The organism is Pseudoxanthomonas sp. (assembly GCF_035999195.1).
GTDB lineage: Bacteria > Pseudomonadota > Gammaproteobacteria > Xanthomonadales > Xanthomonadaceae > Pseudoxanthomonas_A.
The window spans coordinates 540357-552582 of the sequence record NZ_DASYGY010000009.1; the positions used below are offsets into that span (position 1 = coordinate 540357).

At 69.0% G+C, this 12226-nt stretch carries 13 protein-coding genes; 8 read left to right on the forward strand and 5 right to left on the reverse strand.

Annotated features, from left to right (window positions below; translation table 11 throughout):
* The first annotated feature begins 106 nt into the window (after positions 1–106).
* The 3 genes from VGN58_RS09675 (at position 107) to VGN58_RS09685 (ending at position 2898) form a co-directional block, all read left to right on the forward strand.
* Positions 107–1633 (forward strand): hypothetical protein, encoded by a 1527-nt coding sequence (locus tag VGN58_RS09675; protein WP_327483035.1) that lies wholly within the window; start codon positions 107–109, stop codon positions 1631–1633.
* Between the two features lie 94 nt (positions 1634–1727).
* A complete protein-coding gene (locus VGN58_RS09680; RefSeq protein WP_327483036.1) occupies positions 1728–2345 on the forward strand; it encodes a dihydrofolate reductase family protein in 618 nt (205 codons plus the stop codon).
* Positions 2346–2418: 73 nt separating this feature from the next.
* Positions 2419–2898, forward strand: coding sequence for a VOC family protein (locus VGN58_RS09685; protein WP_327483037.1), 480 nt, complete (start codon positions 2419–2421; stop codon positions 2896–2898).
* Positions 2899–2916: 18 nt separating this feature from the next.
* Here the strand turns inward: VGN58_RS09685 and VGN58_RS09690 are convergent, their stop codons facing one another.
* A complete protein-coding gene (locus VGN58_RS09690; protein ID WP_327483038.1) occupies positions 2917–3099 on the reverse strand; it encodes a DUF2892 domain-containing protein in 183 nt (60 codons plus the stop codon).
* A gap of 101 nt (positions 3100–3200) precedes the next feature.
* Positions 3201–4436, reverse strand: a complete 1236-nt coding sequence (locus VGN58_RS09695; protein ID WP_327483039.1) for a cation:proton antiporter — start codon at positions 4434–4436, stop codon at positions 3201–3203.
* Positions 4437–4628: 192 nt separating this feature from the next.
* On the opposite strand from VGN58_RS09695, the gene VGN58_RS09700 reads away from it, so the two are divergent.
* From VGN58_RS09700 to VGN58_RS09710, 3 genes are read left to right on the forward strand one after another with little or no spacing between them, the layout of a single operon-like run.
* Complete coding sequence (locus tag VGN58_RS09700; protein WP_327483040.1) at positions 4629–5777, forward strand: SPFH domain-containing protein; 1149 nt, start codon at positions 4629–4631, stop codon at positions 5775–5777.
* Between the two features lie 12 nt (positions 5778–5789).
* Positions 5790–7115, forward strand: a complete 1326-nt coding sequence (locus VGN58_RS09705; protein WP_327483041.1) for a TFIIB-type zinc ribbon-containing protein — start codon at positions 5790–5792, stop codon at positions 7113–7115.
* A gap of 10 nt (positions 7116–7125) precedes the next feature.
* Positions 7126–7389 carry a hypothetical protein gene (locus tag VGN58_RS09710; protein WP_327483042.1) on the forward strand — a complete coding sequence of 88 codons (264 nt, stop codon included), beginning with the start codon at positions 7126–7128 and terminating at the stop codon, positions 7387–7389.
* 413 nt (positions 7390–7802) lie between these two features.
* Here the strand turns inward: VGN58_RS09710 and VGN58_RS09715 are convergent, their stop codons facing one another.
* Entirely contained in the window at positions 7803–8333 is a 531-nt protein-coding gene (locus tag VGN58_RS09715) for an REP-associated tyrosine transposase (RefSeq protein WP_327483043.1), read from the reverse strand.
* A 403-nt stretch (positions 8334–8736) separates the two neighbouring features.
* Here VGN58_RS09715 and VGN58_RS09720 point away from each other — a divergent pair, with 403 nt between their 5' ends.
* On the forward strand, positions 8737–9591 hold the full coding sequence (locus VGN58_RS09720) for a PA4780 family RIO1-like protein kinase (protein WP_327483044.1): 855 nt from the start codon (positions 8737–8739) through the stop codon (positions 9589–9591).
* 104 nt (positions 9592–9695) lie between these two features.
* Here VGN58_RS09720 and VGN58_RS09725 read toward each other — a convergent pair whose 3' ends face one another.
* Positions 9696–10532, reverse strand: coding sequence for an NAD-dependent epimerase/dehydratase family protein (locus tag VGN58_RS09725; RefSeq protein WP_327483045.1), 837 nt, complete (start codon positions 10530–10532; stop codon positions 9696–9698).
* Positions 10533–10629: 97 nt separating this feature from the next.
* Here VGN58_RS09725 and VGN58_RS09730 point away from each other — a divergent pair, with 97 nt between their 5' ends.
* Complete coding sequence (locus VGN58_RS09730) at positions 10630–11421, forward strand: helix-turn-helix domain-containing protein (protein ID WP_327483046.1); 792 nt, start codon at positions 10630–10632, stop codon at positions 11419–11421.
* 218 nt (positions 11422–11639) lie between these two features.
* Here VGN58_RS09730 and VGN58_RS09735 read toward each other — a convergent pair whose 3' ends face one another.
* Positions 11640–12122, reverse strand: coding sequence for a nuclear transport factor 2 family protein (locus VGN58_RS09735; RefSeq protein ID WP_327483047.1), 483 nt, complete (start codon positions 12120–12122; stop codon positions 11640–11642).
* Positions 12123–12226 lie beyond the last annotated feature (104 nt).

Below are 12226 nucleotides of genomic sequence, written 5' to 3' on the forward strand. Positions count from 1 at the left end.
GGGCTTCATCCTAACCGCTGCGGCGCGACGGGCGCATGCGCGGCGGCTGTCCCCCGGCGCACCGCTTCGCCGTTGTCATCCGGACACGCGACAGGGAGGCAAGCCCATGGCAAGGATCCAGCGGCCGTTCTATCCGATCATCTACGTGCGCGGCTACGCGATGACGCGCGACGAGGTGCTGCAGACCACGTCCACGCCCTACATGGGCTTCGAGGCCGGCTCGACCAAGATCCGCCAGGCGCAGGACGGGCGCATCGTCAAGTTCGTGTTCGAGTCGCCGCTGGTGCGGCTGATGAAGGACTACGACTACCGCGACACCTACGCCGCCGGCGCGGAGAACACCGGCAGGCTGTCGCCGCGCAGCATCGTGATCCACCGCTACTACGACGCGGCCGACCCCGCCTTCGGCGACGGCAAGGCACTGTCGATCCCCGATGCGGCGAAGGCCCTGGCCGCGCGCATCGTCGACCTGCGCGAGCGCATCTGCGGCAACAACGAGGCCGAACGCAAGGCCTTCCGCGTCTACTTGGTGGCGCATTCGATGGGCGGGCTGATCTGCCGCTGCCTGCTGCAGAACCCGGACATCGCCACGGCCGAGGTACGCGGGCTGGTGGACAAGGTGTTCACCTACGCCACGCCGCACAACGGCATCGAGATCGGCGGCATCAACGTGCCCAGCCTGCTGTCGATCAACGACATGGACAACTTCAACCGCGGGGTGATGGCCAAGTACCTCAAGGTGCCGAAGGACCAGGTCAACACGCTGGGCGATTCCGGCTTCCCGCCGGAGCGCTTCTTCAGCCTGGTCGGCACCAACAGCCGCGACTACGCGGTCGCGCACGGGCTGTCGGCGATGGCCGCGGGTCAGATGAGCGACGGTCTGGTGCGCATCGAGAACGCCTACGTCGCCGGCAGCCCGCGCGCCTTCGTCAACCGCAGCCACAGCGGCTTCTTCGGCATCGTCAACTCCGAAGAGGGCTACCAGAACCTGTCGCGCTTCCTGTTCGGCGACCTCAGCGCCACCGCCCGCCTGGACATCACCGCCCTGCCGTTCCCGCCGGAGATCGAACAGGCGCGCAAGCGCGGCAGGAAGATCGCCTCGTCCTACTACATCGAAGCGACGGTGGCGCCCCGCGGCGCCTACACCTACGACCTGACCTCGCGCACCAAGGCACACGAGAGCGCGGTACGGCGCGAATACGCCGAACTGTTCGGCGCCGATGGCCACCTGATCCGCAATGCGCGCTCGCCGGTGCTGTTCTCGGTCTACCTGGACAGCTCGAAGATCACCGCCGGCAGCGAGGTCTCGTTCTCCATCGACCTGGCGGTCTCCACCGCCGGCTACGAAGTCGACGGCGCGCTGTTCCTCAAGCAGCACATCCCCGGCGAATACCTGTTCCGCGACACCCTGGTGCTGTTCGCCAGGCGCAACGACGACGGCACCTGGGCGCTGCGCTACGTGTGGGCCGACGAGCACTGGGCGAACGGGCCGAAGAACGCCGCCGAGGTCGCGCGCGTCGGGCGCAGGGCGGTCGGCGCGAAGCAGGCCACGCCCATGCTGTTCGCCGTGCCGGTGGCCTCCAGCAAGGGCTTCCAGGCCGAACTGAGCATCGCGCTGGCGCCCTGGGCCTGACCCGGATCGTCGCGTGGCGGTCCAATGTCGATCCGCGCCGCGCCCGTTCGTCGCGGGCAGGAAGGCGGACGTTCCGATCCGCCGGAAGCACGCCATGCGCCGACTCATCGTGGCCGTCATGACCAGCCTCGACGGCGTCATCCAGGCGCCGGGAGGCCCCGGTGAAGACACCAGCGGCGGCTTCGCGCACGGCGGCTGGGTGTGGCCGTACGCGGGCGACGGCGAGGTGATGGACGGCCTGTTCTCGCGGCCGTTCGCGCTGCTGCTGGGGCGGCGCACCTACGACATCTTCGCCGGTTACTGGCCGCAGGTGCCCCGCGATGCGCCGCATGGCGGCATCGCCGACGCTTTCAACGGCGCCGCCAAGCACGTGGCCACCCACCGTCCCGAGACGCTGGCGTGGCAGCACAGTCATGTGCTCGGCGCCGACGCCGTGGCGGACGTGCGTGCGCTCAAGCAGACCGAAGGCCCCGATCTGGTCACCCAGGGCAGCAGCGTGCTCGTCCATCAGCTGCTGGCCGGCGACGTGGTCGACGAACTGCGCCTGCTTACCTATCCGGTGCTGCTCGGCCGCGGCAAGCGCTGGTTCGACGACACCACACGACCGACCGCGTTGCGCCTGGCTTCCACCCGCCGCACGGCCGCCGGCGTGGTCGTCAGCCGCTACCTGCGCGACGGCGAGGTGCGCACCGGATCGTTCGCGAACGACTGACCGTTTCACTGCAGACCCGCCTCGGGGCGCGATGACCGCCCCGCCCTGTCCCACCCCGCCCCTGGAGACCACCATGACCCCGAAGAACACGATCTGCCTCTGGTACGACCACGACGCCGAAGAAGCCGCCCACTTCTACGCGAAGACCTTTCCCGACAGCGCGGTCAAGGCCGTGCACCGCGCACCCGCCGACTATCCGTCCGGCAAGGAAGGCGATGTGCTGACGGTGGAGTTCACCGTCTGCGGCATTCCCTGCATCGGCCTGAACGGCGGCGATGCCTTCACCCACAGCGAGGCCTTCTCGTTCCAGATCGCCACCGACGACCAGGCCGAGACCGACCGTCTGTGGAACGCCATCGTCGGCAACGGCGGCCGCGAAAGCGCCTGCGGCTGGTGCAAGGACAAGTGGGGCCTGAACTGGCAGATCACCCCGCGCGTGCTGACCGACGCCATGGCCCACCCGGACCGCGCGGTCGCCAGGCGCGCGTTCGAGGCGATGATGACCATGCAGAAGATCGATGTGGCCACCATCGAAGCCGCAGTACGCGGCTGAGCGCGGCGCGCCCGGGCGTCAGCGCCGGCAGGTGTTGACGCCCAGCAGCCGGTAAAGCGGGCAGAAACTGAACAGGCCGGTCGCCAGCGGCACCACGCCGAGCCAGGCCCACACGGGACCGCCGATCAGCGCCCACGCGATCAACAGCGCGCCGACCACCACGCGCGCCCACTTGTCGAAACCGCCCACGTTCGCGTTCATGGCACCACCTCCGCTCAAGGGGCCCCAGCGTCGCGCGGGCGGGCGGCACGCGCATTGATCCCGATCAACCGGCCAACGCGGTGCGGATGCCCGAACCGGAACTAGCGCCGCCCGCGCCGGCGGCGATCGAGCCACCCCAGCACTCGCTGCGCGCTCAGGCCATGCATCAGGATCGACAGCACCACCACCAGGCACACCACCGCCCACAATGCCGGCGCCTCTTCGAAGTCGGCCTGATGCGTCGCGAACGCCAGGTAGTAGAACGACCCGATGCCGCGTACACCGAACACGGCGATCGTCCAGCGGTCGCGTGCCGGCAGGCGCAGGCCCCACAGACCGAGCCAGCCGGCCAATGGCCGCACCAGCAGCACGAACGCCAGGGCGAACACCACCTCCCGCCAGCCCAGTGCCCGCAGGATGCCGCTGGCCAGCGCGCCGCCCAGCAGCAGCAACAGCAGCGCCATCAGCAGGTTCTCGCACTGGTGGGCGAAGCGGTCGAGGGTGGCATGGTAGGCATGGTCGCGCTCGGACTGGCGCATCACCAGCGCCGCCACGAAGACCGCGAGGAACCCATAGGCGTGGCACAGTTCGGCCGCACCATAGACCAGCAGCGTGATCGCCAGCGCCGCCAGGCCATCCTCGCTGCCGGACAGCGTCGGCTCGCGCTCGCTGCGGAAGATCAGGTGCATCAGTCCGTAGCCGAGCACGGCACCGATCGCGACACCCCCAAGCACGCGCCAGCCCACGTCCAGCAGCAGCCAGCGGCTCCACGCCATCGGTTCGCCGGCGGCCTCCAGCGCCAATGCCACGGCCAGCCATACGAAAGGAAACGCCAGGCCGTCGTTGAGTCCGGCTTCGGAGGTCAGCGCGAAGCGCACCGGGTCCTCGCCGCCCTCGCCGGGCGGATGCACCTGCACGTCCGACGCCAGCACCGGATCGGTGGGCGCCAGCACCGCGCCCAACAGCACGGCGGCGGCCACGCCGTAGCCCAGCCAGGCCTGGCCCAGCCAGAGGCCGGCCAGGATGGTCAGCGGCATGGTGATGCCGAGCAGACGCCAGGTCACCGCCCACGCACGCCAGCCGAAGCGGGTGTCGATGCGCAGCCCCACGCCGGTCAGCGCCACCAGCACGGCCAGTTCGGTCAGGCGCTCGGCCACCCCCGGGAAGCGCATCGGATCGGCGGGCGGCAACGGCAACGGCAGCGCGTACAGTCCGGCGCCCACCAGCACGTAGATGATCGGCAGCGTCAACGGATGCCTCGCCAGCAGGTGCGGCATCCAGGCCGCCCCCAGCAGGGCCAGTCCGATCAGCGTCAGCGCGAGCACATAGGCATCCATCGACCCAGTATCGCCAGCGCCCCTTCCGGCGGCGTTGACGCGCGTTTCACGGGACAGCGCCGGGCAGCGTACGTGGATGACCTTCGGCAGGCCGAGGGCATGACCTCTGCGCCATGAAGCCCTCGTATCGCTCTGTATACTCGGTCACACTCGGCGGGTGCCCCTACCCGCCCCGAATCACGGAGCGATCTCATGGGTCTTGTGCAGGCGGTGGTGGGTGCGGTCGGCGGCGTGCTGGGCGACCAGTGGAAGGACTTCTACACGGTGCCGCAGGGCCTGCCGTCCACGGCGGCGCTGTTCGCGGCGGTCCCGCAGGGCACCAATGCCGGGCGCGGGTCCAACACCAGCGGCTCGACCAACATCATCACCAACGGCTCGAAGATCGTCGTGCCCGAAGGCTACGGGCTGCTGCTGATGCAGGATGGCGCGATCACCGCGTTCGTCGCCGAGCCGGGCGGCTACGAGTGGCGCTCGGACGACCTCAACTCCAAGTCCATCTTCGCCGGCGACGGCATCGTCTCCACCTTCATCACCCAGAGCTGGGAGCGCTTCAAGTTCGGCGGCCAGCCGGGCTCGCAGCAGGCGGCGTTCTTCGTCTCGCTGAAGGAACTGCCGGACAACCGCTTCGGCACGCAGTCCGAGATCTACTGGGACGACGGCTTCCTCAACACCCAGGTCGGCGCGGTCACGCGCGGCTCGTACACGCTGAAGATCGTGGACCCCATCCTGTTCGTGAAGAACTTCGTGCCGGCCAGCTACCTGCAGCCGGGCAAGGTGTTCGACTTCACCGACCTGGACAACGCCGCCGCCACCCAGCTGTTCAACGAGGTGGTCGGCTCGCTGGCGCCGGCCTTCAGCCTGTATACGAACGATCCGTCCAAGGGCAACCGCATCGCCAGGCTGCAGCAGGATTCGCTGGGCTTCGCGCAGAGCCTGTCGGCGGCGGTGGAACAGGGTTACCGGTGGAGTTCGGACCGTGGCCTGGCCATCGTCAAGACCGCCATCGTCTCCATCGAGTACGACGCCAACACGCGTGAGCTGCTGAAGACCGTGCAGCGCGCCGACGCGCTGTCCGGCGCGCGCGGCAATTCCAACCTGCAGGCCAGCGTCGCCCAGGGCATCCAGTCCGCCGGCGAGACCGGCGGCGCGGCCGGCCTGATGGGCGTGGGCATGGCCACCGGCATGATGGGCGTCGCCAACATGCAGCAACCGGTCGCGCCCGCCGCACCGGCCGCCGAGGATCCGGTGGCCAAGCTGAAGAAGGCCAAGGAAATGCTCGACCTCGGCCTGATCACGCAGTCCGACTACGACGCGCTGAAGGCGAAGGCCCTGGGCCTGTAAGCGGACGCCCGCATGTCCACCCCGCACCGTCCGGCGCCACCGCCATTGCCGCCGGTACCTCCTGCGCTGGGCCCCGGCTCGCCGCAGGAGGTGCCACCGTTGCCCGGGACCTTCCCGGTCGACCCCGCCACCCTGCCCGACGCCATCCGCGAGGAAATCGAGGCGCCCGATCCGGTCGCCATCGACACGGCATCGGCCGAACTGAAGGACGGCGCGAACCGCTGTCCGAAGTGCGGCGCCACCGACATCCGCCACAAGCCGGGCAGCGACGTGCTGGTCTGCCTGTACTGCCGCAACGAATGGGTCGGCGAGCGCGTCGAGGAAGCGTTCGGTTTCGGCGAAGGCATCGCCGACCTGCGCGGCACCGTCATCGCCTCCGGCGCGCGCGACATCCAGGCCGACGCCGCGGTGCTGATGACCTTCAAGTGCACCGGCTGCGGCGCCGAGGTCACGGTGAACACGCAGAGCGCCATGACGGCGCGCTGCCACTGGTGCCGCCACGTGTTCGGCGTCAACGAGCAGATCCCCAACGGCGCCGTGCCCGACGCCGTGCTGCCGTTCCGCATCAGGAAGGAAGATGCGGTCGCACGCATCCGCCAGTTCGTCGACAAGCGCAGGCTGTTCGCGCTGAAGGCGTTCAAGGACGAGTTCTCGCCGGAAAACGTGGTGGGCGTGTACCTGCCGTACATGATCGTCGACGGCAATGCGAGCGCCAGTGTCGTCGGCAAGGGCGAGATCCAGACCCGCAAGTACACCCGCGGCACCGACAACAACAAGAAGACCTACTACGACGCCGACATCTACCGGGTGGAACGCGCGGTGGACTTCACCGTCGACGACCTGCCGCTGGAGTCCTCGCGCGAGCGCGGCAACCTGGACGCCAAGGTCAACACGCAGAACATCATCAACACCATCCTGCCGTTCGACACCAAGAACGCGGTGAAGTGGAACGCCTCCTACCTGTCCGGCTTCACCTCGGAGAAGCGCGATACGGACGTCGAGCAGTTGCGCCCGCGACTGGAGGACCAGTTGCTGTCCATCGCACGCGCGCAGGTGGAGGGCTCGGTGCGCCGCTACGACCGTGGCGTGCGCTGGGAACAGGAACGCCTGGACGTGCACGGCACGCGCTGGGTGTCGATGTACCTGCCGGTGTGGCTGTACTCGTACCACCAGCCCGGCAAGAACGGCGGCCTGCTGCACTACATCGCGGTCAACGGCCGCACCGGCGAGACGATGGGCAGCGTGCCCGTGCAGCAGTGGAAACTGCTGCTCACCGCGCTGACCGTGGGCACCTTCCTGGAGGGCATCGCCCTCTGGATCATCTGGGCCGGATCATGAGCGACGAGACATGAGCGACGACAACGGTCTATGGCTGCTGGCCCTCGGTCCCACCGGCGCCGCGGCGCTGTACTGGGCCATCTACCGGTACTACCGCAACACCGACAAGTCGCATGCCTTCGAGCATGAGACCGAGATCGAGGCCAAGCCGGTGACCGGCGACGACCGCAAGATCGACACCGTCACCGGCACCCAGCGCACCCGCATCGACGGCGACAACGTCCGCGCCTACCGCCAGCGCGTGACGCGCATCCGCGACGACCAGCCCTCGTAGGGCGGGTCTCGGCCCGCCATCACGCATCGCGGGGCGGTGGGCCAAGGCCCACCCTACGTGGAGCGTTGGTCCTCTCGCGGCGCAGCAGTGCCGGTGCATGCAGCGCTTCGTAGGGCGGGCCTTGGGCCGCCGTCGCACGCCCGAACGGCGCTTCACTACTCCCCCGCATCCGTGATCGCCGGTATATCCGCCTCCCAGTCTCCCGGATATTCGCCCCTCACCGCCCAGCGCCGGAACGACGAATGCGGCCAGTCCTCGTAGGGCGGGCCTCGACCCGCCATCACGCATCGCGGGGCGGTGGGCCAAGGCCCACCCTACGTGGAGCGTTGGTCCTCTCGCGGCGCAGCAGTGCCGCTGCATGCAGCGCTTCGTAGGGCGGGCCTTGGCCCGCCGTCGCACGCCCGAACGGCGTTTCACCACTCCCCCGCATCCGTGATCGCCGGTGCATCCGCCGCCCAGTCTTCCGGATACTCGCCCCTCGCCACCCAGCGCCGGAACGACGAGTGCGGCCAGTCAGCCGCGCATACCGCATGGCCATGCTTCACCGGATTGATGTGCACGTAGTCCACATGGCGGCGCAGGTCCTCGTCATCGCGGATCAGGTGCTCCCAATAGCGACGTTGCCAGATGCCGCGTTCGCGCCGCTCCATGCGCCGCGATGACTCCCACGCCCTCTTCCGCAATCGCGAACTGAAGCCGCCCTTGATCTGCGCCCACCGTTTGGCGTTGTCGGCATCACCATGCGGCAACGTCCACACGCAATGCAGATGGTCGGGCAGTACCGAGATGGCGATGAGGTGGAATGGCCGCGTGGCCCGTGTCGTCCGGAACGCTTCGCGCAGCAGGTCGATATGCTCCACGAGTAGCCGACGGCGACGTTCGAGCAGGTTCACGGTAAAGAAGTACGTGCCACCCGGCACGTGCATGCGGCAATAGTTCGGCATGTCGCCAGCGTGCTGCAGCAAGTCCGGAGCAGATGTCCGCCCTCACCGCGATCATGGGTCGGAGAACTCCGATCCGAATCTCGTCGCAAGAGGCGCGCAACCACCTCGTAGGGCGGGCCTCGGCCCGCCATCACGCACCGCGGACGACGGTGGGCCAAGGCCCACCCTACGTGGAACGGCGCTCCATTCTCGTGCTGGCCGTGCCGACGCCGTGACGCTTTCGTAGGGCGGGCCTCGGCCCGCCATCACACATCGCCTGTGGTGGGCCAAGGCCCACCCTACGGCCCTGATTCGATCACCCATCTCGCGCTTCCGCGATCCCGATCCCTGCAGGCCGCGCCCGGTTCGGGCACACTGCGCGGCCATCGCGCGTTTCACCCTGCGCCGCTTCCACAAGGATTCCGTGAAGACCCCCGCCAGCCTGCTCACGCTGATCGACGAAGGCATCATCGACGAGGTGCTGCGCCCGCTGAAGAGCGGCAAGGAAGCGGCCGTCTACGTGGTGCGGTCCGGCGACGACGTCCGCTGCGCCAAGGTCTACAAGGACATGGCGCAGCGCAGCTTCCAGAAGCGCGCGCAGTACCAGGAAGGCCGCAAGTCGCGCGGCAGCCGCGAGGCGCGTGCGGTCGCCAGCGGCAGCCGCTATGGCCGCCGGCAGCAGGAAGCCGAATGGAAGAACGCCGAGGTCGACGCGCTGTACCAGCTGCGCGAGGCCGGCGTGCGCGTGCCCGAGCCGTACGGCTTCTTCCACGGCGTGCTGGTGATGGAACTGGTCACCGATGCCGAAGGTTTTTCGGCACCGCGCCTGGGCGAAGTGGAACTGACGCCGGAGCAGGCACGCGAGTACCACGCCGTGCTGGTGCGTCAGGTCGTGCGCATGCTCTGCTGCGGCCTGATCCACGGCGACCTGTCGGCGTACAACGTGCTGGTCGGTCCCGATGGCCCGGTGGTGATCGACTTCCCGCAGGTGGTCAGCGCCGCCGGCAACAACGCCGCGCGCAGCATGCTGCTGCGCGACGTCAACAACCTCACCGCCACGCTGGGCCGCTGGGCACCGGAGCTGCTCGACACCTGGTACGGGGAGGAGATGTGGGTCTTGTTCGAAGCCGGCACGCTGCTGCCCGATACGCCGCTCACCGGCCAGTTCACCCCCGACGCGCGCAGCGTCGACCTCGACAGCGTGCGCGATGCGATCAACGACGCGCGCGAACTGGCGCTGATCCGCCAGCAGGGCCGGAAGGCGCAGGACGAGGATTGATCGTCCCGGCGGAGGGCGTGCGCGGAGATCAACACGGCGGGCCAAGGCCCGCCATCGCACACCACAACGACATCGGCAGCGCCACCCGAAGCGACCTGAGCGGCTTACGCCTCGCCCGCTCTCACCGCATCCGCCAACCGCGGATACATCGGCTGGAAACCGAGATCCTCGCGGATCCGTCGTCCGTCCATGACCGCCGAGAACGCCCTCGCGCGTTCCGGGTCCGAACCATCGGGCGGAGATTGGCCAACGGAAGCGAACAGCGTCGCCAGGTCCGGCGCCTCGTCGTCCACCACGTTGTAGACGCGATGCGCCGGCGACGCCTTGTCGAGCAGGCGGATCACGGCCTGCGCCACATCGGCGTGGTGGCCGAGCGACATGCGCTGCGCCGGCGGGAACGTCCGCATGAACGGCACCACGTCCTGGATATGCGGGTCGCCATCGCCGTAGACGAACGGCAGGCGCAGGACGCGCACGTCCAGGCCCTCGATCGCCAGCAGCATCCGCTCCGCCGCCAGCTTGCTCTGCGGATAGGCATCCACCGGCGCGCACGCATCGTCTTCGTGCGACAGGGCACCCCCGTTCGGTCCATAGACCAGTCCAGTGCTGGTGAACACGAAGCGCGCCACCCCCGCCTCGCGTGCGGCCTGGGCCAGATGCTGTGTGCCGAGGGTGTTCACCGCATGCGCTTGTTCCGGTGTCGCGCCACGGAAGAACGCCGCGCAATGCACCACGGCGTCCACGCCCCGCACGGCCGCGGGCAGGGATGCCGGTTGCATCAGGTCGCCGGTCACCAGGGTGACGCCGTGATCCGACAGTTCGGTGGCACGGGCGGCATCGCGCACCAGGGCACGCACCGCGTGTCCCTGCTGCACCAGCCGCCGCGCGAGCCTGCTTCCCACTTTTCCGGTCGCGCCGGTCATCAGTATGTGCGTATTCATGCCGGCGACGATAATCGGCGAGGATTGCGACGCATTGGAAAAATCGGCCATCGGCGGCGGGTTGCGGCGCGCTGGAGGCGACGACGACAATAGACGTATGCCTGCCGTCGCCCCCACCCGCTCCACCGTGATCGCACGGGATGCCGCGCCGCGCCCCTTCGTGGCGATGACGGTCAGCGAGTATCCACGCGACCAGCAGCGCGTGGCGATCCCGCAGGTGGAGGCGCAGCTCGTTGTCAGGTTCGGACCGACCTTGCCGGACGGCGTGGATGTGCATGCGATGGGTCCGCGACGGCAGGTCCATCGCAAGTTCATACGCGGCGGACAGCGTGCGGTGATCGCGCGCCTGCGCCCTGGCACGTACGAAGCGGCGCTCGGCGTTTCCGCGAGGGAGCTGCAAGGCACGCCGGTGCCGCTGGAAACGTTGTGGGGCGCTGCTCACGTGCAGCGACTGCGCGAACACCTGATCGGCGCCGCCGATATCCGCTCCGCCGGCATGCTGCTGGACGCCGCCGTATCGGCCCGTACGTCGCGGCAGAACACCGTGGGTGTTCCTCCGGCCTTCCTGCACGCGGCACTGGAAAGACTGCAGGTCGACAGCGTCGGCCAGGTCGGGCGCGCGTTGGGCGTCAGCGAACGCCAGCTGCGGCGCGTGCTGCATGACGCACTCGGCCTCAGCCCGAAGACGTATACCCGCCTGAAGCGCTTCGCGTCCGCTGTGCACGCCGCGCAGTCGCATGACGACGCCAACTGGTCCGCCATCGCCGCCGATACCGGCTACTACGACCAGGCCCACCTGATCGCCGACTTCCACGCCATCGCCGGCCGCACGCCGCGCGCCTTGCTGGCGGAGTTGCGCGAGAGCGATCGCGACATCGCGGTGCGGTGACGCGACCCCAGCGGTACGTCACTGCCTGTTGTCACGCAGACCCCTCATCCGCCCCCCGGCCACTTTCTCCCCGCAGGGCGGCGAGAAGGAAACAGCCGGCGCCCCTGCCTCTCCCTTCGCCCCGCGCAACGGGAAGACGCCGCTGAAGCCGGATGGGCGGCGCGCTCCGGCAGCGCGCGCGACACGTCGCGCCAGGCGCAACCACCAAGAACCGCGCCCTACTCCGCCGAATAGATCGTCGCCTGCCGCAGCGCCAGCTTCCATTCGCCGCTTTCGTCGGTCCAGATCTCGGTGGTGCGGCGCTTGACCTGCTTGCCGGCGAACTTGGCCTTGCCGACCGGCGTGAGGTGTTCCTCGCCCATCAGCACCACGTCGTGCGCGCCGCGGGTGGCGGCGTATTCGATCACGCGCTCCAGCGTGGTGTAGTCGATCAGGCCGGTGGTGAAGTTGGTCACCGCATCCTGCTTCCGCGCGATGCGGTTGAACGGATTGTTGACCACCGCGTCGTCGGTGAACGTGTCGGCGAAGCCCTGGACGTCATGCGACAGGATGGCGCGGTCCATGCGCATGGCAGCGTCCAGCACCGCGGCGATCCGCGGCTGCCGGGCCGCCTCCTCGACGGCGGGATTGGCGGCTTTCCAGCCGGCATGGGCGGGCGCGATGGCGAACAGGCACAGGATGAGCGACGCGATGGCACGCATGGGGAACTCCGTACGGTGGCGCGCAGGGGCGCGTGTCCCCTTGCCAACGCATCGTATGCGGGCGACAGGTCACGCCCGCGCCCGACGGTTACCCCACGCGCGAT